The 26,278-nt window shown below is 58.7% G+C and carries 12 protein-coding genes, 4 tRNA genes and 2 pseudogenes; 9 read left to right on the top strand and 9 right to left on the bottom strand.

Going from position 1 to position 26,278, the window contains the following annotated elements:
- Positions 1-238 precede the first annotated feature (238 nt).
- On the top strand, positions 239-5,260 hold the full coding sequence (locus tag KGB23_RS30255; protein ID WP_317851625.1) for a hypothetical protein: 5,022 nt from the start codon (positions 239-241) through the stop codon (positions 5,258-5,260).
- A gap of 259 nt (positions 5,261-5,519) precedes the next feature.
- Positions 5,520-9,656: a CheR family methyltransferase gene (locus KGB23_RS21250; protein ID WP_223432463.1), complete on the top strand. Its 4,137-nt coding sequence runs from the start codon at positions 5,520-5,522 to the stop codon at positions 9,654-9,656.
- Positions 9,657-9,663: 7 nt separating this feature from the next.
- On the opposite strand, the pseudogene KGB23_RS21255 reads toward KGB23_RS21250, so the two are convergent.
- Positions 9,664-10,203: pseudogene (locus KGB23_RS21255) on the bottom strand (hypothetical protein).
- 215 nt (positions 10,204-10,418) lie between these two features.
- Here KGB23_RS21255 and KGB23_RS21260 point away from each other — a divergent pair.
- From KGB23_RS21260 to KGB23_RS21275, 3 genes and pseudogenes are all read left to right on the top strand, one after another.
- Positions 10,419-11,783, top strand: a complete 1,365-nt coding sequence (locus tag KGB23_RS21260) for a lysozyme inhibitor LprI family protein (protein WP_223432464.1) — start codon at positions 10,419-10,421, stop codon at positions 11,781-11,783.
- Positions 11,784-12,083: 300 nt separating this feature from the next.
- Positions 12,084-12,254: pseudogene (locus tag KGB23_RS21270) on the top strand (chemotaxis protein CheB); the annotation flags it as partial.
- A gap of 598 nt (positions 12,255-12,852) precedes the next feature.
- Positions 12,853-21,021 (top strand): beta strand repeat-containing protein, encoded by an 8,169-nt coding sequence (locus KGB23_RS21275; RefSeq protein WP_223432466.1) that lies wholly within the window; start codon positions 12,853-12,855, stop codon positions 21,019-21,021.
- A gap of 83 nt (positions 21,022-21,104) precedes the next feature.
- Here the strand turns inward: KGB23_RS21275 and KGB23_RS21280 are convergent.
- A tRNA-Arg gene (locus KGB23_RS21280) sits at positions 21,105-21,181 on the bottom strand.
- A gap of 292 nt (positions 21,182-21,473) precedes the next feature.
- On the opposite strand from KGB23_RS21280, the gene KGB23_RS21285 reads away from it, so the two are divergent.
- Both KGB23_RS21285 and KGB23_RS21290 read left to right on the top strand, forming a co-directional pair.
- Positions 21,474-21,707, top strand: coding sequence for a hypothetical protein (locus KGB23_RS21285; protein ID WP_223432467.1), 234 nt, complete (start codon positions 21,474-21,476; stop codon positions 21,705-21,707).
- 22 nt (positions 21,708-21,729) lie between these two features.
- On the top strand, positions 21,730-21,909 hold the full coding sequence (locus KGB23_RS21290) for a PA3371 family protein (RefSeq protein WP_223432468.1): 180 nt from the start codon (positions 21,730-21,732) through the stop codon (positions 21,907-21,909).
- Here KGB23_RS21290 and phnN read toward each other — a convergent pair.
- Positions 21,884-22,456 carry a phosphonate metabolism protein/1,5-bisphosphokinase (PRPP-forming) PhnN gene (gene phnN, locus KGB23_RS21295; RefSeq protein WP_223432469.1) on the bottom strand — a complete coding sequence of 191 codons (573 nt, stop codon included), beginning with the start codon at positions 22,454-22,456 and terminating at the stop codon, positions 21,884-21,886. The two genes, KGB23_RS21290 and phnN, sit on opposite strands and share 26 nt — an antisense overlap.
- A gap of 120 nt (positions 22,457-22,576) precedes the next feature.
- Positions 22,577-22,732 carry a hypothetical protein gene (locus KGB23_RS21300; RefSeq protein ID WP_191623577.1) on the bottom strand — a complete coding sequence of 52 codons (156 nt, stop codon included), beginning with the start codon at positions 22,730-22,732 and terminating at the stop codon, positions 22,577-22,579.
- A gap of 110 nt (positions 22,733-22,842) precedes the next feature.
- Between KGB23_RS21300 and KGB23_RS21305 the strand changes: the two genes are divergently transcribed.
- Positions 22,843-23,169, top strand: coding sequence for an Arc family DNA-binding protein (locus tag KGB23_RS21305; RefSeq protein ID WP_003178899.1), 327 nt, complete (start codon positions 22,843-22,845; stop codon positions 23,167-23,169).
- Between the two features lie 100 nt (positions 23,170-23,269).
- On the opposite strand, the gene mgtE is transcribed toward KGB23_RS21305, so the two are convergent.
- Positions 23,270-24,712, bottom strand: coding sequence for a magnesium transporter (mgtE, locus tag KGB23_RS21310; protein ID WP_150657158.1), 1,443 nt, complete (start codon positions 24,710-24,712; stop codon positions 23,270-23,272).
- 320 nt (positions 24,713-25,032) lie between these two features.
- On the opposite strand from mgtE, the gene KGB23_RS21315 reads away from it, so the two are divergent.
- Positions 25,033-25,551, top strand: a complete 519-nt coding sequence (locus tag KGB23_RS21315; RefSeq protein WP_223432470.1) for a cell envelope protein SmpA — start codon at positions 25,033-25,035, stop codon at positions 25,549-25,551.
- Positions 25,552-25,570: 19 nt separating this feature from the next.
- On the opposite strand, the gene KGB23_RS21320 is transcribed toward KGB23_RS21315, so the two are convergent.
- The 4 genes from KGB23_RS21320 to csrA all read right to left on the bottom strand — a co-directional run bounded on the left by KGB23_RS21320 (position 25,571) and on the right by csrA (position 26,244).
- A tRNA-Arg gene (locus KGB23_RS21320) sits at positions 25,571-25,647 on the bottom strand.
- A 71-nt stretch (positions 25,648-25,718) separates the two neighbouring features.
- Positions 25,719-25,795: transfer RNA gene (locus tag KGB23_RS21325), tRNA-Arg, on the bottom strand.
- 107 nt (positions 25,796-25,902) lie between these two features.
- Positions 25,903-25,993, bottom strand: a tRNA-Ser gene (locus tag KGB23_RS21330).
- Between the two features lie 62 nt (positions 25,994-26,055).
- Complete coding sequence (gene csrA / locus KGB23_RS21335) at positions 26,056-26,244, bottom strand: carbon storage regulator CsrA (RefSeq protein ID WP_002554426.1); 189 nt, start codon at positions 26,242-26,244, stop codon at positions 26,056-26,058.
- Positions 26,245-26,278 lie beyond the last annotated feature (34 nt).

Here is a 26,278-nt window from a genome sequence, read left to right on the forward strand (position 1 = left end):
CTCGCACAGTTATCGGCCGCAGCGCCATTCCCTGAAGGTGCAGCGAGCAATTGTCTGCAGGAGCTTTAGCACAGGCGCTGATGCAAAAAAATGGCTCATTGCCATTAATTGGCCATCTTGGTAAAAAGCCAAGCTTTTACGTGATTCTCCACTGCCCTTTTCATGCCGAGACGGGGCCCCCCAAAGAATTCGACAGTCGCGCGCACATGTCGTGCCTGGTATTGCAAGGAAAAGGACTATGAGCACTTCGACCCCGGTCAATGGAAATCAAAAGGATTACACCTTCAGCAACGACGGTGAAAACCTCGTCGTCAGCCAAATCAGTGACGGCACACCCATTGCCAGCGGCAGTGACGAACAAATCCTGACGTTCGCCGACGGCACAATCACTGCCATCCGTGAAGTCGATACGATGGTCGCCAGCGGCGAGGTGGGTGACGCTTATGTCACCGCGATGAGCGACGGCGGTTATGTGAGTGTCTGGTCGGCGGCCGGAGACGATTTCGAAGGCATCGTGGTCAAGCGCTACAGTGCCGACGGCGAACTGATGCAACGCACCAACATTGCCTCGCTCGAAGCCGATGACCCCTCGGTAACGGCCTTGGCCAACGGTCAGTTCATCCTCGCGTGGGCGACGGAAAACGACACGACGCACGTGTCCACGGTATTCACTCAACTGTTCACCGCCAGCGGCATGCAGAGCGGCATCCCGGTCAAGGTAGCGTCCTCCGGCACACTGGAACTCGAAGACGCCAAGGTCACCCTGCTCAGCGACACCAAGTACATCGTGACCTGGAATGAGGCCCCTGAAAGCGATTTTGTCAGCGCCGTAACCGACATCAAGGCCGTGGTGTACACCAACGGCAAGGCAGGCGTGGTGCAAACCCTGGTCAAGGGTAGTGCCGCCGACGGCCAGGCCGACGACATCAGCATCCTGCCAACAGACAATGGCGGCTACTGGATGACCTACACGGTCGAGCACGCTCAGACAAGTGATCAGGGCCCAACCGAATACACCTCCAAATTCCAGATCAGCCAGATCGGTGCGGATGGCAAAGTGGTCGCTGACTCCGCCCACACCCTGGACTCCGTCACAAGCCTCTCCAACAACGCCTCGTACTTTGGCGTGACAGCGGTGACGGGCGGGTATGTCGTGAGCTGGGTAGACCAGGGCACCATCGGTTTTAACCGCGTCACCTACACCCAGCATTACGACAATCAGTTCAATCCAGTGGGTGATGAAGTACAGATCGCCAGCAACAACTCGGTTAACGGCTCCACAATCACCGCTCTCCCGGACGGTGGTTACCTGGTGGCCTGGAACGAATTTGCGATGGGCGGCGCCCAGGTGTTCGTTCAGCGTTTTGCCGCCGACGGCACAGCCAAGGATATATCGCCAATTCTGGTGGGCAGCGCCGGTGCAAACGAAACACTGTGGGACAGCCCCGCGGTGACCGTTCGCGAAAATGGCACGGCCGTCGTGACGTGGGAAACCAGTCACCTGGGCACAAACAATATCCCCATCACTGACATTCACGTGCAGAAAGTCAACGACGCCGGGCATCTGGTAGGCGCCAGCGACACCGTGATCAGTGGCGATGAAGGCGACAACACCCTGAACTGGAGCGGCACCGACGACGTCACCCTGGACGGCCGTGGCGGATCTGACACCGCGGTCCTGTCCGGTACGCTGGCAGACCACACCTTTACTCTGGACGCGACGGGCAAACTGGTGGTCGACGCGGATCAATCCACCACATTGGTCAATGTGGAAAAGGTTACCTTCGCCGACGGCAGCACTGTGACCCTCAGCGACGGCAAGGTTGCCAACGAAGACGGCGATGCGGTTTCCATGGAACCGGCTTCGACGGCATTGAGTGATGGCGGTTACGTCATCGCTTGGGAACAGGCCGGGCAAATTCACCTGCAGCAATACGACAAAAACCACAACCTGCTCAACGACCGCCTGCTCACAGATGTCGCCGGTAGCAACCCGATCATTGCCGCCACCGGTGACGGCGGTTTCGTGTTGGGCTGGACGACGCCGGGCAACACCTTGGTTGTACAGCCGTTTGACAACGCCAGTGTGGCGATCGGCGAGCCGCTGACGATCACCGCCACCGACAGCAACCCTGACGTGCATATTGACGGTGCCGGGCTGACCGTTCTGGGGAACGGTAATTACGTCGTGAGCTGGTCGGAGGAAATGCTCGAACAACTCGGCAACGGGACCAACGAGATTGGCTCGGAGCTGTTCGTTCAGCTCTTCGATGGCACCACTCATGCGCCGGCAGGTAACCCGGTCAAAGTTGATACAGCTGTTCAGGACCGGGCCATCTATGCGTCCGAGCCGAGCGTGTCGACTCTGGCCAATGGCGGTTTCGTCATTGCCTGGGAGCGCGAGTACGACGCTGCCGACAACGTGGATGTCTATTTGCAACGTTTCAAGGCCGATGGCAGCAAGGATGGCGTCGCCGTACGGGTCAACACCGCGGTGGCGGGCGGGCAATACGGCGCCGACGTGGCTACCCTCAACGATGGCAGCTACGTCGTGACTTGGGTCAGCGTCCAGTACGACAAGAACGAGAACCCCACCAGCGGCAACGTTTACCTGCAAAAATTCAACGCCAATGGCGTGAAAGTGGGCGGCGAAACGCTGGTCAACACGGCGACCAAGGAAATTCAGGGCGAGCCCGCGATCACAGCCCTCAAGGGCGGCGGATTTGTCATCACTTGGGCCACCTCAGATGAAACGCTGCATACGGCTGACGCCAACCTCTACGCGCAGATCTACGACAAGAATGGCGTCAAAATCGGCAACCAGATGCTGATCACCAGCGATGATGATCGTGACCTGTTCCCGATAGTCAATGCGACCGACGACGGCGGTTTCCTCGTGACGTGGGAAGAGCTGTCGCCCAACAATAGCGACAACTTCCAGGGCGACATCCACAGCCAACGCTTCGACGCCAACGGCAACTCCAGCACAGTCACCGGTGATGCCAGCGACAACACCCTGATCTGGAAAGGCACGAAAGCCGTCCTGCTCAATGGCGAAGAGGGTAATGACAGCCTTCAGGGCGGTTCCGGCAACGACATCCTGCAAGGTGGCGCGGGCAATGACCGCCTCAATGGCGGCATTGGCGCCGACACACTGGTCGGTGGCACGGGTGATGACACCTATGTGGTCGACAACCTCAAAGACCAGATCAGCGAAAATGCCAGCGCCGGGGCCGATACGGTCGAGTCGTCGATCAGCTGGACCTTGGGCAATAACCTGGAAAACCTGACCCTCACCGGCAGCGCCGCGATCAATGGCGCCGGTAACGAACAAGCCAACATTCTGAGCGGCAACAGCGGCAAAAACATCCTGAGCGGTGGTGCCGGTGACGACACGCTGGACGGCGCGGCCGGGGGCGACACGCTGATCGGCGGCAAGGATAACGACACTTACCTCGTCGACCTGATCACCCAGGGCCTCGGCAGCAAAGCCATCGTTGCCCTGCAAGACAGCGTCATCGAAAACCTCAACGAAGGCACCGACACCGTGCTGCTGCGCATGGGCACGCCAGCGGTCAGCGCCTTCCAGGGCACCGCCACCGTGACCCTCGGCGCCAACCTGGAAAACCTCGATGCTCGCGATACCGGCGCGCTGAACATCAACCTCAACGGCAATGCCGCGGCCAACGTGCTGACCGGCAATGACGGCAACAACACCCTCAATGGCGGTGCCGGCATCGACACCCTGATCGGTGGCAAAGGCAACGACACCTACGTGCTCGACAACGTGGCGGAGCAGGCGCTGGTTGAGGAACTGGCCAGCGAAGGCAACGACACGCTGCAGATCACCTACCGCAACGTCACCACCGTCGCGCAGACCCTCAACCTGACCGATGCTTCGCTGCAAAACATCGAGAACATCACCGTCACCGGTACCGGCCTGTTCGACCTGGTGGGCAACGACCTGGGCAACACCCTGATCGGTAACGCCTCGCGCAACGTCATCACCGGCGGTACCGGTAATGACATCCTCAACGGCAAGGGCGGCGGCGACCTGCTGACCGGCGGCGCGGGCGATGACATCTACTACGTCTACAGCGACAAGGACGCGGTCGTCGAAACGGCTGACAGCGGCAACGACACCGTGCGTGTGGTGTCCTACGCCAAGAACAGCTACACCCTGGCCGACCATGTCGAAAAAGCCGTGGTCGATAACCTGCTGGCGTTCAACCTGACCGGCAACACGCTGGGCAACACCCTCACCGGCAACGTGGCCGCCAACTTGCTGGACGGAGGTCTGGGTGCCGACGACCTGATCGGCGGCAAAGGCAACGACGTCTATGTCGTCGACAATGCCGACGACGCAGTGAACGAACTGTTTAACGAAGGCCTCGACACCGTCCGCGCGTCCATCGACTACAACTTGGCCGACAACGTCGAGAACCTGACCCTGCTCGACGGCGCCACCGTCGGCGCCGGTAACGCGCTGAACAACCTCATCACCGGTAACCTGGCCGACAACACCCTCGACGGCGCGGCCGGCGTGGACCGCCTGATCGGCGGCAAAGGCAACGACACTTACCTCGTCGACCTGATCACCCAGGGCCTCGGCAGCAAAGCCATCGTTGCCCTGCAAGACAGCGTCATCGAAAACCTCAACGAAGGCACCGACACCGTGCTGCTGCGCATGGACACGCCAGCGGTCAGCGCCTTCCAGGGCACCGCCACCATGACCCTCGGCGCCAACCTGGAAAACCTCGACGCCCGTAATACCGGTGCGTTGAACATCAACCTCAACGGCAATGCCGCAAACAATGAAATCTGGGGGAGCGCGGGTAACAACACGATTAACGGCGGGGTCGGCAACGACGTCTTGCATGCCGGCAATGGCGGCAACAACGTGCTGATCGGTGGCGCGGGCGCGGACACTCTGCGGGGTGGCAGCGGCAACGACACCTTCAAATTCAACGTGTTGACCGAGTTGGGCCTGGGAGAAAAACAGGACGTCATTTATGACTTTACCAGCGGCTCCGACAAGCTGGATTTCTCCGCTCTCAAGGGCTACACGTTTGTGAATGACGAAGATTTCAGTGGCGCTGCCAACGAGCTTCGTTATGTAGCTAGTTCGGATGAGGGTGGCGACTACGTAACGCTCTACGGCAACAAAAACGCCGATAACATTGCGGACTTCTCGATCAAGCTGGTCGGTATTTCAGCGGTGCATGGTGGTGATTTCATCGGCGTAGCCCTAGGGGACTAAGGGTTCTCCCCCTCCAGAGGTCGGGTAAGAGTGCAACGCTCATGACCCTTTGATCCCGCCACCGTCCCATAGACGGTGGCGCGATTGCCTTCTCCGGGACTGCACGTTTGACCGAGGCTGCATTCGGGTCATTCTGCTGTCGGTCCGGGTAAATAATTGAAGGGCTTATCGAAAAACGGGATTATTCTGACTTATTGAAGCGCGCCTTGACCCTCACTTGAATTTGAGGCGTTTACCCTCGCCCCCAAAGGCAAACGTCATGACCAAAACCTCCACTCATTCACCTCCTGCTCCTGAGCGACAGGCCTTGCGCCCGAGCACCCTGGACTTTCCGGTGGTGGGCATTGGTGCGTCGGCGGGCGGGTTGCAAGCGATCAAACTGTTCTTTGAAAACATGCCTCAAGACAATGGCATGGCGTTCGTGATCATTCTCCATCTGTCCCCCGATCACCAAAGCATCGCTGACAAGATCATCCAGGAATCGACCAAGATGCCGGTGCTGCAGGTGACCGAAACGGTGGCCATCGAGAAAAACCGGGTGTACGTCATTTCACCGGCGCAACGGCTGACAATGAACGATGGCTTTCTGGAGGTCAGCGCCACAGACCCGAGCGAAGGTCGCCACGCGTCCATTGATCTGTTCTTCCGCGACCTGGCCGATGTACACCGCGAGCGCGCCTTCTGCCTGGTATTGTCGGGCACCGGCTCGGACGGCGCGGTTGGCTTGTCACGGATCAAGGAACAAGGTGGCATCACACTGGCCCAGGCGCCGGAAGACGCCGAATTCGATGGCATGCCTTGCGCCGCCATCGAAACGCACATGGTTGACCTGGTGCTGCCCGTAGTGGAAATGCCGCAAAAGCTTCTGGAGCTTTGGCGAAACTCCAGGGAAATCTGTTTGCCCACCGCCAACGATCCGGAACTGAAAACCATTGCGGCGGTGTCCGAACGTGACGCGGCGCTTGCCGAACAGGTACTGCGCGACGTCCTGATTCAGTTGCGCACCGGCACCGGCCATGACTTCAAGCACTACAAACGCGCCACCGTGTTGCGCCGGATCGAACGCCGGATGCAGGTCACCGGCCAGCCGGACCTGAGTGCCTATTACCAATATCTGCAGAACAATCCCGAAGAAACCAAGGCGCTGCTGGGCGACATGCTGATCGGCGTGACCAATTTCTTCCGTGACAGGGAGGCTTTCGAAGCCCTCGAACGGGATGTCGTGCCGCAACTGGTCAGCGCGGCCGTGTCCGCGCAACCCGAGAAAGAAGAAATCCGCGTCTGGTCCGCGGGTTGTTCCACGGGCGAAGAAGCCTACAGTCTGGCCATGCTGCTCAACGATCAATTGCAACTGGACGCCAGCGCGGCGTCGATGCAGGTGTTCGCAACTGACATCGACGAGCGCGCCATCAGCGTCGGCCGGACCGGCCTGTATCCACAAGCGATCATCACCGATGTGCCACCTTCGCGGCTCCGCCATTACTTCATCAAGGAAGACGATCACTATCGGATCCGCAAGGAAATCCGCGAAAAGGTCTTGTTCGCCAAACACAGCCTGTTGTCCGACCCGCCCTTCTCGCAGATCGACCTGATTGTTTGTCGCAACCTGCTGATCTATCTGGATCGCGAAGTGCAACGCGAAATCCTCCAGATGTTCCACTTTGCCCTGCGTCCCGGCGGCTTCCTGTTCCTCGGCACTTCCGAGAGCGCGGACGCGTGCCACGAATTGTTTGCCCCGGTGGATAAACGCAACCGGATCTTCCGTGCCAAGACCGGCACGGCCAACAGTCGGCGCACACCGACGATGCCGCGTGGAGGTTATGTGCGGACCAACACTTCCCAACAGGTCCCGCAAAGCAGCGCGCCGCGCAAACTGTCATTCGCCGAAATCCACCAACGCGCCCTCGAACAATCTGCACCACCGAGCGTGATCGTCGATGCCAACGCCGACATCCTGCACATGAGCGAGAGTTCCGGGCGTTTCCTGCGCCATGTTGGCGGTGAATTGTCGCGCAACTTGCTGACGCTGATTCTTCCGGAACTGCGCCTGGAAATCCGCACCACGCTGTTCCAGGTCCAGCAGAGTGGCCTGCCGGTCAAGTCCCGCGAAGTGCCGATCAAGCGTGATGAGCGCAGTTACCTGATAGATCTGGTCGCGCATCCCTACAATGATGAAGAATCGGACGGCGAATACGTCCTGGTGATTTTCGAGGAAGTCGAGGTCGACCCTGCCGAACGAGCGGCCACCACCGCGCTACAGACCGAAAGCCAGGTGCTGTCCAACCTTGAGCGCGAACTGCAACGCACCAAGCTGCACTTGCAGGACACCATCGAACAATCGGAAGTCTCCAGCGAAGAGCTCAAGGCGTCCAACGAAGAAATGCAGGCGATCAACGAAGAGCTGCGCTCGGCCACCGAAGAACTGGAGACCAGCAAGGAAGAGCTGCAGTCGATCAACGAAGAGCTGCTGACGGTCAACTACGAGCTGAAAACCAAGGTCGAAGAAACCGACAAGATCAACGACTACCTGACCAACCTGATTGCCTCCACCGACATCGCCACGGTGTTTGTCGACCGCAGTATGCGCATCAAGTGGTTCACCCCGCGCGCCACTGACATCTTCAACATGTTGCCGGTGGATACCGGGCGTTCCTTGCTCGACATTACCCATCGCCTGCATTACGAGAACCTGGTGGGAGACGCGGCGCAGGTGTTCGAATCGCTGAACATGATCGAGCGCGAAGTCAGCAGCACCGACAATCACTGGTACATCGCCCGCCTGCTGCCCTATCGCTCCAGCGAAGACCACATCGACGGCACCGTGCTGACGTTCATCGACATCACCAAACGTCGAGCGGCTGAAGAAGAGCTGCGACTGGGTGAAGAACGCATGCGTCTGGTCGCCGAAAGCACTCGCGACTACGCCATCATCACCCTCGATGAGCAGGGCGTGATCACCACCTGGAACAAAGGTGCCGAATTGATCTTCGGCTATAGCAAAGCCGAGGCCGAGGGCGCCTATTACGACTTCATTTTCTCGCCTGAAGATCGTGCGTCCGGCGTGCCTGAAAACGAACTGCTGTCGGTGCGCACCCTCGGCCGCAGCGAAGATGAGCGCTGGCACGTGCGCAAGGACGGCAACCGCTTCTTTTGCAGCGGCGAGGTGACCTTGCTCAGCGGCGACAATCTTCAAGGCTACGTCAAAATCGCCCGCGACCTGACCGGCCATAAGCGCCAGCATGAAGAACAGAGCCAACAACTGGCCGAAACGCGCAACACCAATTACCTCAAGGATGAGTTCTTCGCGGTCATGTCCCACGAACTCAAGCATCCGCTGAACCTGATTCAGCTCAATGCAGAACTGCTGCGTCGCTTGCCGGTGACCAAGTCGGTTGCGCCGGCCGCCAAGGCCGTCAACACCATCTGCGACGCCGTCAACAGCCAGGCACGGATCATCGATGATCTGCTTGATGTTGCCCGGGTGCGCACCGGCAAACTCAAACTGAAACCAGTCGCTGTGGATCTGGCCAGTGTGTTGCGCGATATTCATGCCGTCGTGCTCAACGACCGACACGACGCCACCGTAGAACTGAACGTGCCTTCAGGCGCATTGATGGTCCATGCCGACCCGACGCGCCTGGAGCAAATTATCTGGAACCTGGTGAACAACGCGCTGAAGTTCACACCCTCCAACGGCCACGTGCAATTGATCGCCAGCCAGGCTGGAAACATGGCGCGACTGGACGTCAAAGACAACGGTGCAGGTATCGCACCCGAGAACCTCGATCACGTGTTCGACCTGTTCGGCCAGGCGGAAAAGCAGCACGTCAGCCACAACCGTGAAGGGCTGGGGATCGGCTTGTCACTGGTCCGCCAGTTGACCGAGGCCCAACGGGGAACGGTTGAGGTGAACTCTGCCGGGGTGGGAACAGGGTGTACCTTCACGGTTTATCTACCCTTGGCCCACACCAAAGATGAGCCGCAATCCCCGACTCAGGTCGAGGATTCCTCTGGCAGGCTGAGCGGTTTGACGATCCTTCTGGTCGACGACTCCGCCGATGTACTGGAAACCTTGAAAATGCTGCTGGAAATGGAAGACGCGCAAGTGATTGCGTTCGACCGTCCGGTGGCGGCTTTGGATGCTGCAAAAAGCACCCGTTTCGACCTGATCATTTCTGATCTGGGCATGCCGGTCATGAACGGCCACGAGCTGATGAGCGCCTTGCGTCAGTTGCCGCTGGTCAAGGATGTACCGGCCATTGCGCTGACCGGCTATGGCGCCCACAGCGATATCCAAAAGTCACGGCAATCGGGCTTTGACCAGCACATTGGAAAACCGGTGTCCTACGATGATCTGATCGAAACCATTGAGAATCTGCGACGCCCCCAGGCCTGAGACAGGTTCAGCGCAGATAGGCGCGTTGTACGCAGGCTCGTCGATCGATGGCCTGCCAGAGCCGCGCCTTGTGATCCGCCCAGACCTTGGGGTCGACTTTGGTTGAGCGCATCAGCGCCAGCATGGCTGTCTTGGCGGCCAGGTACTCCGACCAGGCATCGTCGGATCTGAGTTTCAAAGACTCGCGCTCGGTCATTTCCATCCGCCGCAGGGCCAGTTCCGACTCATCGGTAATCACCGGACTCAAGGTCACCTGCACCCGGTGCGGCGCGACGAATTCCTGGGTGTCCGCGATAATCTCCTTCGCCCGCTAAGCGCCCCACTTCAACGCCGCGCAGTAATGCTCACCGGCGTAGCGGTCATGAAACTCCTCGCAAATCGCCCAGCCATCGGTGTCGTAGACGCCTATAAACACCTGGGTAACCCCCTCATGACTGACCCGTGCCTGCACCTCGATGTGCAGGCCATTGCTGAGTACCTCTTCATGCGTATGGAGGGGTAACTGCGTGTTGGTCCACAACCAGAATTTGGCGCCTCTTCGCCGCATCGAAGTCGCTCCGTGAGTTGTGTCTGGAGTAAGGCACAGCGATGCCAGACTTTCCATGTAGATCGTCGGGTGATGACACGTAAAAAAGCCCCGCAGGACAGACAATGTCTGGCGGGCTATTTCATGCCTCAAACGATTTTCGATGTCGCACTCCTGAAGCTGCGGCGGCTACCATTACGATTGCACTAATCCCATAAACTCAAGGCTCTTCTACTGTGTACATCAAAGGACGCTACATGTTGTCCGCTTGTGCCCTGCTATTGACCCAGCAGGCACTGGCGACTGGAATGGACTGTACAAAAGCAGCAAGTCCCGTTGAAAAGACCCTTTGTGCGAATACAGATCTGTACGGGCTGGATACCCAAATGGGATCGACTTACCGCGAGTTGATCGACAGCATCCCCCAGGCACAACCTGAATTGCGCAAAGCACAGCGCATCTGGCTGAAAAACCGCGATCAGTGCGCAGAAAACATAGAGTGCCTCGACCAGAGCTACCGCGAGCGCCTGCAGTCATTACAAGCGCAACGCAGTGTGGCAGCCGCCTATAAACCCGTGCTGGAAGACCTGCGACAATCCATTCAAGCAGCCAGTCATGGCGATGCAGAGTTTCCGTTAGAGAAGGTACTCGACGCCCTCGCGATCAAAACGGGCACCAGCACCTTTTCAGACGTCGCGGATGACGACAGCTCCTCCGATGAAACTCACTTTCCAAAGACCACTCCGAAGGGCGTCACACAGGACGAGTGGCAGGCGCTGAGCGCTTCTAAAATTGAGGGAGCTGGCGAGTCCGGAAACAGCTCGTACACCTTGATGGACCTTGACGGCGATGGACTGCGGGATCTTGTCGTCGATACCTACACCGGTGGCACGGGGTTGTTTTCTTATGTAGAAACATATCGTCGCGCTGGGGAGATTTTCGTCAGAAGGACAGCTGTTTTCAACCCTGAAACAAGCTCTGGTAGCGCTCTTTTCTCCATCAATGGTCGCGGCGCGAACCAATCAGTCGACTGGATAAAAGTACGTGGCAACGTCTACGCCGCCTACCGAAATAGCTACTACGGTGTGGACCACCTCTACCTCCTCAATCCGCTGAAGCTTAACGACGTAGTCCCCACAGTGATCGTTAACTACCGCTATCAGCTGTCTATCCCCAAGACTCAAAAAGATGAAGGCAGTGGCGCTACCAATACCTTGAGCCCTGCCCTGCACAAAACGCTCACTCAAGCATTGAGCAACGTGAGCAAAACCGAAGCCAAAGACATTGGCGACCAACGCCAACCCCTTTGCCCCATCCCCCCGACCGGAGAAGGCGAAGGTGCTTATTACGGTTTCGGCCCGGGACACTACACGTTCGAAATCGTCGGTGATACAGGTGTCGTGATCGATAACGAGTGCTTTATCGGGAGAATGGTGGATTGGTTTGGAGGCTACAGCGCCAAGCGTGGGCTATCTGCGCAATTTGTGCTGCGCAAACCGGATTTCGAAGGTGTCGAACGTAGTTATCAGGTCAATGGACGACGGCGTATGACCGAGGCGAGTATTTCGATTGGCAAAGTCGAAGGGGACAATCTCGACTAGCCGCGACAACAGAATCAAAAAAGCCCCGCCGGAGAACTACCCGGCGGGGCTTTTTTGCCTCTTGGTGCTATTTGCTGACGAGGGGAACATGCCCTGTCAGAAGGTGACCGAAGAGGTACGAATTAATGGTGTCCCAAGGCAGGTTCGAACTGCCAACCTTCCGCCAGGAAACCGCCCGCTATTTGGCCGATGCCCACGAGCACGGCGAAACACTGGCAGTCCCCCAAGGCCGTAAAGGTGCGACCTCCCCTACCCTGCGCGCCTTCATACATGACACCTATCTACCGTGGTTCGAGGCCCGATCTGGCACAAGTGCACCTCGAGCGCGCCTTCTGCCTGGTGCTCTCGGGCAGCGGTTCCGACGGCGCGGTCGGCTTGTCGCGCATTAAGGAACAGAGCGGTATCACCCTGGCCCAGGCGCCGGAAGACGCCGAGTTCGACGGTATGCCACGAGCAGCCATCGAGACCGGCATTTGATGATCCCAACGTTTTATGACTCAGCCAGCCCACGTCCCATTGGGGTTTCAGCTCATTCGAGACACGCCATTGTTGAGTGCCCACGGTCCATTCGCCAAAAACAAATCGACATAATATTGACACCTAAATACCCATCCGTCGGAATATTGGCACGCCGCACTGTTAACCGCGCTTAACACCTTTACAAAGCCTGACCCCACAACTAAACAGACATCAAACTGATATCAGGAAAGGCCGTATCCCTGAGTCGGTGCTACCCCAAAACACGGCCTCACCCAGCCTTTCTCCAGGAGACCCTTCCACATGGGTACTCTCAGTCTATTGCGTGCCATGCGCAGCGCAGCCCCAGGCTGGCGTCCACGTATGCCCGACTTGTCCTGCGATCCGCGGCTCAAGCGCGGCGAACATTTCCACCCCCGCAATACCCGCGCGCCTCTACCGGCAGCGCTTGTCCCGTCAGCTGGCCGACGATGTCCGACGGCCGCCTCGCACCGCCCCAGAACAACCTGAGCGGCGCAAGAACGGGACATCGTCCTGTTAGCAGTCCCTAGCGATTCTAAAAATAAAAAAATGGCATTTTCGGGAGAAAGACATGGCTACCACCACAACGACCAGCGGCGGCACCGTTACTTCGCTTTCCAACACTCCACAGGCGCAGGACGACATTTTCACTACCGGTGTTATTGGCGCGAGCACCGCGGCCATCACTGAAGACCTGCTAGGGGTCATGTACCTGGACGTCATGTCCAATGACCTTGGCGGCAACGCAAAGACACTTTGGTCACTCGATGACGCGACCAGTCTTTCTACTGCCACCAAGATTTATGCGCCGGCCGACCTCCTGATCCAGGACACGGGCAGAATTGAGACGACGAGTACTGACACCAGTTTCAACGGGGCGAAGATCTGGATTTCGTCGGATGGCAAGGTCGGCTACGACGCCGCTACGTTGTCGACTGCTTTCAAGGCACAACTCCAGTCGCTTGCTGCCGGAGGCTCCCTGACAGACAGCTTTACCTATGCGATCCGTCTGGGCAACGGCACGCTCAGTTGGGCCACTGCGCAGGTGCAATTCGCTGGCATGAATGACAGTGTGACGATGAACATCGCCGTGCAGGCCGGCACGGTAACCGAAGATGCGACCACAACGCCGAACTTGACCGACTCGCTGAGCACGTCGGGCACTATTGCCTTTAGCGATGTGGATCTGAGTGACACGCATACTGCCTCATTCGTGGCTGCGGGCGGCAATACCACAGCGCTGGGCAACTTTGCCCTTGCCTCTGTGACTGAAGCGGCCAACTCAGCCAACGGCACCGTTAACTGGACTTACACCCTGAACAATGCGGCAGCCCAATACCTGGCCCAGGGGCAGACGGTTACTGAAACCTATGTGGTCACCATCAATGATGGGCATGGTTCGTCGACAACGCAGAATGTGACTATCACCATCGCCGGCACCAACGACCAGGTGCAGATCACCAGCGGCGTGCAGGCCGGCGATGCCAAGGAAGACAGCGGCGACTATGCGGCCAGCGGCAGCATCACCTTCACCGACGCCGACCTGATCGACACCCACAGCGTCACTGTCACGCCGGGCGCTTCCGGCTATCTGGGCAGCTTCACCATCAATCCCCTGAGCGACAGCACCGGTACGGGCAGTGGTTCGCTGGGCTGGAACTTCGCGGTGAACAACACCGCGTTGCAATTCCTCGGCGCAGGCCAGAGCGTCACCCAAACCTATAACGTGGCGATTGGCGACGGCGCGGTGCAGACCGTGACCCTCACGATTACCGGCACCAACGACCAGGTGCAGATCACCAGCGGCGTGCAGGCCGGCGATGCCAAGGAAGACAGCGGCGACTATGCGGCCAGCGGCAGCATCACCTTCACCGACGCCGACCTGATCGACACCCACAGCGTCACTGTTACACCGGGCGCTTCCGGCTATCTGGGCAGCTTCACCACCAATCCCCTGAGCGACAGCACCGGTACGGGCAGCGGTTCGCTGGGTTGGAACTTCGCGGTGAACAACACCGCGTTGCAATTCCTCGGCGCAGGCCAGAGCGTCACCCAAACCTATAACGTGGCGATTGGCGACGGCGCGGTGCAGACCGTGACCATCACGATTACCGGCACCAATGACCAGCCAACACTGACGATAACCGACACCAACGGTGCGATGAACGAAGGCAACGGCACGGTCACCCTGAGCGACAGCGGCGCACTGAGTTTTAGCGATCTGGACAGCAACGACACGGTGACCGTATCGCAGACCTCCAACGGCGACATCGCCTGGAGCGGCGGCACGCTCAATGCGGGCATGGCCTCGGCATTGGTCGCCGGCTTCTCGGTCGATCAGAACAGCTGGGACTACAGCAGCAACCAGAACCTCGACTTCCTCGGCGCGGGTGAAACCATCACCTTCTCCTACACGGTGGTCGCGACCGACGACAGCGGCGCGGCTAACGCTGCCTCGGCGACGCAGACGGTGACCATCACTATCACCGGCACTAACGATGCGCCGGTGCTCAGCTTCATGACGGGCAACGATGCCGGCGCAGTGCAGGAAGACACCGCGCTCAGCATGAGCGGTCAGTTCAGCTCGGTTGACATCGATCACGCTGCTACGGCCAGCTGGAGCATTGCCGGTACGAATACAGGCACCTATGGTTCGATCGCGGTGGATAGCACCGGCCAATGGACTTACACCTTGGCCAATGGCACCGATGGCATTGCCAGTGCAGTGCAGTCGTTGAAGGCGGGCGAGAGTCACGATGAAGTGTTCAGCGTGCAGGTCAGCGATGGCCTCGGCGGCGTGGACACTCAGCTGGTGACCGTTACCGTCAGCGGCACTAACGATGCGCCCGTGCTCAGCTTCGCAACGGGCAACGATGCCGGCGCGGTGAAGGAAGACACCACGCTCAGCGTGAGTGGCCAGTTCAGTTCGGCCGACATCGATCACGCTGCCACAGCCACCTGGACAATCAATGGCTCGGCTTCGGGCACCTACGGCTCAATCGCGGTGGATAGCACCGGAAAATGGACTTACACCCTAGCCAATGGCACCGATGGCATTGCCAGCGCGGTGCAGTCGCTGAAGGCTGGCGAGAGTCATGACGAAGTGTTCACCGTGCAGGTCAACGATGGCCTCGGCGGCGTGGACACTCAGCTGGTGACCGTCACCGTCAGCGGCGCTAACGACGCACCCGTGCTCAGCTTCGTGACGGGCAACGATGCCGGTGTGGTGCAGGAAGACACCACGCTCAGCGTCAGTGGCCAGTTCAGTTCGGCCGACATCGATCACGCTGCGACGGCCAGCTGGAGCATTGCCGGTACGAATACCGGCACCTACGGTTCGATCGCGGTGGATAGCACCGGCCAATGGACTTACACCTTGGCCAATGGCACCGATGGCATTGCCAGTGCAGTGCAGTCGTTGAAGGCGGGCGAGAGTCACGATGAAGTGTTCAGCGTGCAGGTCAGCGATGGCCTCGGCGGCGTGGACACTCAGCTGGTGACCGTTACAGTCAGCGGCACTAACGATGCGCCCGTGCTCAGCTTCGCAACGGGCAACGATGCCGGCGCGGTGAAGGAAGACACCACGCTCAGCGTGAGTGGCCAGTTCAGCTCCGCCGACATCGATCATGCTGCTACGGCCAGCTGGAGCATTGCCGGTACGAATACCGGCATCTACGGCTCGATCGCGGTGGATAGCACTGGAAAATGGACTTACACCCTCGCCAATGGCACCGATGGTGTTGCCAGTGCGGTGCAGTCGCTGGGGGCTGGCGAAAGTCACGATGAAGTGTTCAGCGTGCAGGTCAGCGATGGCCTCGGCGGCGTCGACACTCAGTTGGTGACCGTCACCGTCACCGGCACTAACGATGCGGCCGTGTTGTCCTCGGCCAACGTCACGCTGACCGAAACCAATGCCCCGCTGACCACCAACGGCAGCCTGACCATCAGCGATGTCGACAGCGCCGCAACCTTCGTCGTCCAAACCAACACCGCCGGCAGCTACGGCCAGTTCTCCATCGGCACCAATGGTGCCTGGAGCTATGTCGCCGACTCCGCCCACAACGAGTTCGTCGCCGGCACCACCTACACCGACACCTTCGCGGTGAGCAGCGCCGATGGCACCCTTACCTCGGTCACCGTGCACATCACCGGCACTAACGATGCCGCGGTGCTGTCCGCCGACATCGCCAACCTGACCGAAACCAATGCCCCGCTGACCACCAGCGGCACCCTGACCATCAGCGATGTCGACAGCGCCGCAACCTTCGTCACGCAGACCAACACCGCCGGCAGCTACGGCCAGTTCTCCATCGGCACTGACGGTGCCTGGAGCTATGTCGCCGACTCCGCTCACAACGAGTTCGTCGCCGGCACCACTTACACCGACAATTTCTCAGTGAGCAGCGCCGATGGCACCCTTACCTCGGTCACCGTGCATATCACCGGCACCAACGATGCCGCCGTACTGTCCGCCGACATCGCCAACCTGACCGAAACCAATGCCCCGCTGACCACCAACGGCAGCCTGACCATCAGCGATGTCGACAGCGCCGCGACCTTCGTCGCGCAGACCAACACCGCCGGCAGCTATGGCCAGTTCTCCATCGGCACTGGCGGTGCCTGGACCTACGTCGCCGACTCCGCCCACAACGAGTTCGTCGCTGGCACCACCTACACCGACACCTTCGCAGTGAGCAGCGCCGATGGCACCCTCACTTCGGTCACCGTCCACATCACCGGCAGTAACGATGCGGCTGTACTGTCCTCAGCCAGCGTCACGCTTACCGAGACCAATGCCCCGCTGACCACCAACGGCAGCCTGACCATCAGCGATGTCGACAGCGCCGCGACCTTCGTTGCCCAGACCAACACCGCCGGCAGTTACGGCAAGTTCTCCATCGGCACTGACGGTGCCTGGAGCTATGTCGCCGACTCCGCTCACAACGAGTTCGTCGCCGGCCCCACTTACACCGACAATTTCTCAGTGAGCAGCGCCGATGGCACCCTCACTTCGGTCACCGTGCATATCCTCGGGACCAACGATGCCGCCGTACTGTCCGCCGGCATCGCCAACCTGACCGAAACCAATGCCCCGCTGACCACCAACGGCAGCCTGACCATCAGCGATGTCGACAGCGCCGCAACCTTCGTCGCGCAGTCCAACACCGCCGGCAGCTATGGCAAGTTCTCCATCGGCACTGACGGTGCCTGGAGCTATGTCGCCGACTCCGCCCACAACGAATTCGCCGTCGGCACCACCTACAGCGACACTTTCGCCGTGAGCAGCGCCGACGGCACCCTCACTTCGGTCACCGTCCACATCACCGGCAGTAACGATGCGGCTGTACTGTCCTCAGCCAGCGTCACGCTTACCGAGACCAATGCCCCGCTGACCACCAGCGGCACACTCACCATCAGTGACGTCGACAGCCCGGAAACCTTCCAGGCCCAATCCGGTACCGCCGGCGCCAACGGAACCTTCGCCATCAATACCGCGGGCAACTGGAGCTATACCGCCAACTCGGCCTTCGATGCACTCAATGTCGGCGACAGCCTGACCGACACTTTCACGGTACTCAGCGCCGACGGCACCGCCACCGCGGTGACGGTCACCATCAACGGCAGCAACGACGCCGCCGTGCTGTCCTCGGCCAGCGTCACGCTGACCGAAACCAATGCCCCGCTGACCACAGCTGGCACCCTCACCATCAGCGACGTCGACAACCCGGAAACCTTCCAGGCCCAATCCGGTACCGCCGGCGCCAACGGAACCTTCGCCATCAATACCGCGGGCAACTGGAGCTATACCGCCAACTCGGCCTTCGACGCACTCAATGTCGGCGACAGCCTGACCGACACCTTCACGGTACTTAGCGCCGACGGCACCGCGACTGCGGTGACGGTGACCATCAACGGCAGCAACGACTCGCCGACGATCACCTCCAACGGCGGTGGTGCGACGGCTTCGGTCAGCGTGGCGGAGAACACCACGACAGTCACGACAGTGGCGGCGAGCGATGCCGATCTTCCGACGCAAACCCTGAGCTACAGCATCGTTGGCGGAGCGGACGCCGCGAAGTTCTCGATCGTTTCAGGCACGGGCGCGCTGAGCTTTGTTTCTGCGCCCAACTTTGAGGCGCCGACTGATTCAGGAACGAACAACGTCTATGACGTGATCGTGCGGGCATCGGACGGCACGTTGTTTGACGACCAGGCGATCGCGGTGAACGTGACGGGGGTCAATGACAACAACCCGGTGATCACCTCCAACGGTGGTGGTGCGACGGCTTCGGTCAACGTGGCGGAGAACACCACGGCGGTCACGACAGTGACGGCGACAGACGCTGATCTGCCGGCGCAAACCCTGAGCTACTCGATCCTGAATACGGCCGGGACGGACTTCAGCAAGTTCTCGATCAGTTCAAGCGGGGTGCTGACGTTCAATTCGGCGCCGGATTACGAGAATGCCCAGGATGTCGGTGGTGCTGACGGTGACAATGCCTATGTTGTGGACGTTCTGGTGGCGGACGGCAATGGCAGAACCGACACCCAGACGATTACGGTGAACGTGCAGAACGTAGTTGAGACTCCAGTTGATACCGTGGCACCGACAGTGAGCGTGACGGGGACCACCTTAGGGAGTTCGAACGGTTCGACGTCGACGGTCACATTCCAGTTCAGTGAGGTTGTGAGCGGCTTCAACCTTTCGGACGTCACGGTGACTACAACAAGCGGAACGCCCCGCGGAACCTGGAGTAACTTTACGCAGGTAGACGGCGATACCTACACGGCAACGCTGACCAGAACGCAGGGCGGTAGCGTGAAAGTCGACGTTACCGCGAACAGCTACACCGACCTGGCGGGTAATGCTGGTGCTGCCGGGAGCAGTGCAAACCTTCCGGCAGGTGTTGCCGGCGAACCCATCAATCTAGCCCTCGATACTCCGTCGGCCGATATTAGCGGCCCGATAACGGTGTCAATCAGCGGTGTTCCCTCGGGATGGATATTCAATGCGGGAACTGACAACGGCGACGGCACCTGGACCGTGCAGACCAGCGATCCTGGCGCATTGACGGTGACAACCCCAAGTGACTTCGCGGGAGCGTTGGTACTTGATGTCAACATGTACTGGAGCAACAGCGATGGCAGCACCGCCAGCGCCTATGTGTTCAACAACATCGAAGTCTATGCCCCCGACGCGCCGATCTTCGCCTTGTCCGCTGACGACAACCTGACTGGCTCGTCCGGTGCCGACACTTTCGTCTTCGCCCAGCCGATCGGCAACAACCAGATCTACAGTTTCGATGTCACGGCGGACAAGATCGACTTGATCGGCTTCGCGGGCATCACCGGCTTTGCTGATTTGAGTATCGCTAACGACGCCAACGGCAATGCGCTGGTCAGCATCAGCTCCGGCCAGTCGGTCACCCTTAAAGGTGTCGATGCGGCAGACTTGAGCGAAGCGAACTTCCAGTTCGATGTGGATCCGGTCATGACCAATACCGGTACCCTCACCATTGCCGACGGCGCGATCATGCCGTTCGGTGGCAGCATCCATAACAGCGGCACCATTGAACTCGGCTCCACCGGCAGCGAGACCAATCTTGAGATTCTGTTCCGTGGGGCGACCTTGACCGGTGGCGGTCAGGTGCAGCTATCCGACAGCGCACAAAACGTGATTTTCGGCGGCAGCGCCGACACAGTCCTGACCAACGTCGACAACCGCATTTCCGGCGCTGGCCAGTTGGGCGCCGGGCAAATGGTATTGGTTAATGCGGGGCTGATTCTGGCCAGCGGGCTGAACAGCCTGGTGCTCGACACCGGTACCCACACCATCACCAACAGTGGAGTGCTTGAGTCTACGGGTGAAGGCGGCATGACGGTGGCAAGTGCAGTCGACAACTCCGGCCACTTATGGGCCAACGGCGGCGACATGCGTTTGCTGGCCGACGTGATGGGCAACGGCAGCGCCACTATCGACGGCGACGCGACACTGACCTTTTCCGGCGCGGCACACGGGTCCGTCGCCTTCCACGGCGAAGGCGCGGGCACACTGGTAATCGCACAGGCCGAAGCGGCGGGTTCCTTGGTCGGCATCCTCGGCCTGGAAAGCGATGACATGCTGACCTTCGGCGATCTCGCCTTCGGCGCCAACACCCAGCTCACCTACAGCGCCAACGCCTCTGGCGCCGGCGGCCTGCTGACGGTGGACGACGGCGTGCACCGGGCCGAGGTGAACTTGCTGGGCCACTACACGGTGGATGACTTCCAGGCCACCGACGGCGGCGAGGCCGGTACCCAAGTCAGTTACAGCGGCGAATCCAGCGGCACACTGGTGGGCAGCATGGCGGCGGACGTACTCAGTGGCGGCGACGGCAACGACATCCTCGCAGGTCGTGGCGGGGAGGACACGCTCAGCGGTGGTGCGGGAGCCGATATGTTCGCCTATCTCAACGTGGCTGAAGGCGGGGATACCATCCTCGACTACAACTTCGCCGAAGGTGACGCGCTCGACCTCTCTGCACTGCTCAGCGCCAACTTCGTTAGCGGTGTCAGCCAGGCGTCCGACTTCGTCCAACTGGCGCAGTCCGGCAGCGACATCACCGTGAAGGTGGATACCGATGGCGCAGCCAATGGTACGAACTTCTCCGATGTGGCGGTTCTTGCCAACACGGGCACGAGCGGTACCGATCTGGTGCGCACCTGGTTTGGGGAGGCTGACCATACGCTGACGGCTTGATGTTGGGCTGGAGTTGAATCCACCGCTGTAGACAGCCACAAAAAAGCCCCACCAGATCACTCTGCGTGGGGCTTTCAAATTTATGGTGTCCCAGGGCAGGTTCGAACTGCCAACCTTCCCCTTAGGAGGGGGATGCTCTATCCAATTGAGCTACTGAGACACAGATCGACCACAAAGAAACTCGGTGCGATAGACGGCGTGCATGTTAACGGGCAGGCCTGCTTTTGTCATGTCGTCCGTTGGGCTTTTTAAGTGTAGGCAGACGCCTCGCGGGAGCGTGGCTTTGTTTACCGTGCAAATTGCATCACCGCAAAAAGCCATCATTGCAAAATGCAATGCAGGCCCTTCGGAAAAATATCTTAATTCATTGTTTTTAAAGGATTTAATTACCGCTAGACTCTTGGCATGCGGGCTGCTTCAGCTGTTCTCGAAGAACAACGGAGGCAAGCCTCATGAACAGCGCCCTTTTACTCTCGATCGCGAGCGCTATGGCGATTCTGTTGGGATTTCATTTTGCCCCCGAGAGCGGTGTTGAGCCGGTTGCTCAACGCATGCCTCATTACCTTCAGGTGCAAAGAGCGCCTCAACTGGCGGTAATGAGCGATAAGCGCAGCTTTGTCAGCCAAGAGGTGAGCCAGGAAGGCATTCTGCTGCCGGCTCAGTCTTCAGAACGTTTGGTATTTTGAATCACCCCATCAGGAGCACCGCATGTCCAAATCAGCCGCAGGGTTTTTCATCCTCGCCTTACTGAGCGGCATTCTTCATCTGTCAGTGGTCCAGGATACGATCGTCACCCTGCCTTTGATCGCCAGCGGCGTGTTCGGTGCGCTGTTTGTGCTGGCGCTGATTGCCGGGCGCAAGATCAAGTTCGATCCGGTACTGCGTTAATCCTCAACAGGTACAGCAGATTGGCAACTGTGGTGGACAATTCACCTGAATTGTCGAGTCGATGGATCTGCGCGTGTCCGTTTGACCCCTCTGCCGTGAATAACCCATTGCGATACAGCCTTGCTTCAATCTCCGCAAAACTCTCGCGACCACGGCGCAGCAGACGCTCTCGCAGGACTTCATCCTTGACCGTCAACAGAACCGGCAATAGCGTTGGATACCGGCGCAGCGCCTCAGCCAGATGGCCGCGAGAGCCATTGACCAAGACATGCCGACCGTCATTGAGCCATTGATCTATTTCGATCGGAATACCGTAATCCAGGCCATTGGCGTTCCAGCACAGCGCGAAATCGCCCTCGACCCTGTGTTGCTCGAATTCTTCCCGGGAAACGCCAATTGCGTCCTCGCCCACTGATTCGGCAGAACGCGTGATGACCCGACGCACCACTTCACAATTGAGCGTCTGCAACGGCTCGCGCGCGGCTTCGATGAGGCTGTCCTTGCCGGACCCAGAAGGCCCCATCAAGTAAATCAGCCTGCCATCCATCCTGAAATCACCTCCCACTGCACGTCTCCCCCTAGTAAATCGGCCAATTGCCACTATCCTGTACAAGTAAGGAACACTGATCGAATCTGCACAGCATGCGCCTTCAGGCGTCCCGGGACATCACCTGCCGGGCAAGAGGATGCGGTCAGTAATACGGACTAGGGCAAGCTTTTCAAACCAGTCCGCATTTCTGATAATTGGTGCTGGCATAACGCCTTTATCCAGTTCAATATTTGTCACAGAATTGACGCCAATGAACTGGCTACTTTGAGGCATGATGCGAGCCTCTATCAATTCAGGTTGAACATTTGGCCAGACCGCTTGTCCTATCAGACATCCTGCGGCCAATCCCGAGAACCGCTCCCCTGAACTAACCGGTTAAATATATGCGCCCATTGAAACAGGCAATTTATTCCAGCCGTACGGCTGACAAGTTCGTCGTACGTCTGCCAGACGGAATGCGTGAACGCATTGCCGAGGTGGCTCGCAATCATCATCGCAGCATGAACTCCGAAATCATCGCGCGCCTTGAACAGAGCCTTATTCAGGAAGGCGCGCTTGGCGAAGAATTGAGCATGCGCCTGGACAGCCCGGAGCTGTCATTACACGAACGTGAACTGCTGCAACGCTTCCGCCAACTCTCCCACCGTCAGCAGAACGCTCTTGTTTCGCTGATTGCACATGATGCCGAAATGGCCGCAGACGCTTCCTGATTTCATCCGAAAGTTCAAGCCAGCTTAATCGCTGGCTTTTTTTTGCCTGAAATTCGGGCATAAAAAACCCGCCGATTGGCGGGTTTTTTATGTCGGTACGTCAGAGCAGGAAGATCGTCGCCAAGCCGAGAAAGATGAAGAACCCGCCGCTGTCCGTCATAGCGGTGATCATCACGCTGGCGCCCATCGCAGGATCGCGCCCAAGCCGCGCCAGGGTCATGGGAATCAACACCCCCGCCAATGCCGCCAGCAACAGGTTAAGCGTCATGGCAGCGGTCATCACCACCCCCAGAGACCAACTGCCATACAGCAGATAGGCGACGACGCCGATCACACCGCCCCACACCAGACCATTGATCAAACCTACCGCCAACTCCTTGCGCATCAGGCGCGAAGTATTGCCGGTGCTGACCTGATCCAGCGCCATGGCCCGAACGATCATAGTGATCGTCTGGTTACCCGAGTTGCCACCGATACCCGCCACGATCGGCATCAGTGCCGCCAACGCCACCAATTTCTCGATGGAGCCTTCGAAAAGACCGATCACTCGGGATGCGATGAACGCGGTGATCAGGTTAATTGCCAGCCAGGCCCAACGGTTACGCAGGGATTTCCAGACTGACGCAAAAATATCCTCCTCTTCACGCAGACCCGCCATGTTGAGAACTTCGTTTTCGCTCTCTTCACGAATCAGGTCGACCATTTCATCGATGGTCAGACGGCCGATCAGCTTGCCGTTCTTGTCGACCACAGGCGCCGAGATCAAGTCGTAACGTTCGAACGCCTGAGCAGCGTCATAGGCGTCTTCATCCGGGTGAAAACTCACCGGGTCGCTGGCCATGACCTCAGAAACCTGTTTTTCCGGGTCGTTGACCAGCAAACGCTTGATTGGCAGCACGCCCTTGAGCACGCCGTCGTAATCGACCACGAACAGTTTGTCCGTGTGACCAGGCAGCTCCTTGAGGCGGCGCAGGTAACGCAAAACCACTTCGAGACTGACATCCTCACGGATCGTCACCATCTCGAAGTCCATCAACGCACCAACCTGCTCCTCGTCGTAAGACAACGCAGAGCGGACGCGCTCACGCTGCTGACCATCGAGGGTTTCCATCAGCTCGTGGACGACGTCTCGCGGCAGCTCGGAGGCCAGGTCAGCAAGTTCATCGGCATCCATGTCCTTGGCCGCAGCCAGGAGCTCGTGATCGTCCATGTCGGCGATCAGCGTTTCACGAACCGAATCGGATACTTCGAGCAGAATGTCGCCATCGCGATCGGCCTTGACCAACTGCCAGAGCGTCAGACGATCGCCCAGCGGCAAGGCTTCAAGGATGTAGGCGACGTCGGCGGAGTGCAGATCATCGAGCTTGCGTTGCAACTCGACGAGATTTTGCCGGTGAACCAGGTTCTCGACCCGGTCGTGATGCGGACCTTCCTGGCGGTGAGTCAGGTCTTCGACCACCCGCTGACGCTGCAGCAGCTCAACAACTTGAGCGAGGCGGTCTTGCAAGCTTTCCTGCGTTTTCTTTACTTCAACTTCAGACATAGGCGAACTCCACTCCCAGCAGCGGGGCACGCCGGAAGGATCAATCAGTCAATTCATGATTGGAAAAACGGGGTACTGAGTAACTACTGGGTAAGTCCATGGAGGTATTCCACAAGCCCCGGCGGGGCTGACGGGCGCAATGATACACCGCCCGACGGTTTTAAACGTTAAAAAATCGCGGTTGAAACAAGCGCTTGCAAGACAAACCTGAGCACCGCCCTGATCCATAAACCTGCGACGACTCATCCTGAAAAGAAAACACACCACCGCCGAAAAATGTAACGACTACCCTTGAGATAGACCGTCATGGAGGACGTTTGATGCCATCGAATGCACATTGTTTTTTGTTAATCGCCCTGCTCTGCCCGTCGCCCTGGGCGCTTGCGACGACCGTTCACCGCTGCGAGGCGGCCAACGGGCGCATTACCTTCACTACGCTGAGCTGTACGGCCGGAGACAGCCTTTCGCTGCAGGATGTCCGCGCCTTCACACCAGGCAGCGTGACCGCTCTCATGCCGGAAGCCGAGAATCGCGAAACATCAGGTATGAAAATCAAAAGGAGAGATCCGACCGTCGTTGGCAAGACCGAGGACAAATGTGGAAACCTCATCAGCGCCAGAGAACGCCGAGAAGCGATCATCAATCAGCGGGTTGTCGCCGGCATGAGTCAGCAGGACGTCGAGAGCGCCCTTGGCAAGCCAGACAAGATCAGTATTCGCAATTCAGCCACGAGCTACCGCTACGACACCCAGCGAGGTCGTAGCGCGCATGTCGAGTTCGATGAGAGAGGATGCACCAAAGGAAAAGCCAAATCCCAGACGGCAAAAAGCCCGCGTTAAACGCGGGCTTTTTGTTGTTTGGTGCACTCGACAGGATTCGAACCTGTGACCGCTCGGTTCGTAGCCGAGTACTCTATCCAGCTGAGCTACGAGTGCATTTGTGTTTTTATACCAGATCACAACTGGTTGAAGCCAAGTCATTCACATTACTGCAGATGACTCTTAAATGGTGCACTCGACAGGATTCGAACCTGTGACCGCTCGGTTCGTAGCCGAGTACTCTATCCAGCTGAGCTACGAGTGCATTTGTTGCCGCGCATTATAGGCCGTCTAATCTCTATGTCAAACACTTTTTCTAGTAATTTCAAACACTTACCGAAGAAGCTAGATTACAACGTACTACGCAAATAATGGCGGAGAACGGGGGATTCGAACCCCCGACACCCTTTTGAGGTGTACTCCCTTAGCAGGGGAGCGCCTTCGGCCACTCGGCCAGCTCTCCGCAACACGGGGCGTATATTAACCAGCTTCTTCCCCGTTTGCAAACATAAAAAACGATAAAAATTAATGGCTTGGTTCTTCGTCCTTCTCTTTCTTTATACGCAGGTAAATTTCCTCACGGTGGACCGCAACCTCTTTCGGGGCGTTGACACCGATACGCACTTGATTTCCTTTGACGCCGAGCACGGTCACGGTGATTTCGCCATCACCAATAATCAGGCTTTCTGCGCACCGACGAGTCAGAATCAGCATACCTTTCTCCTCACGCATTTCATTTCAGGGACAA

The sequence above is a fragment of the Pseudomonas sp. GL-B-26 genome, assembly GCF_019947405.1.
Lineage (GTDB): Bacteria > Pseudomonadota > Gammaproteobacteria > Pseudomonadales > Pseudomonadaceae > Aquipseudomonas.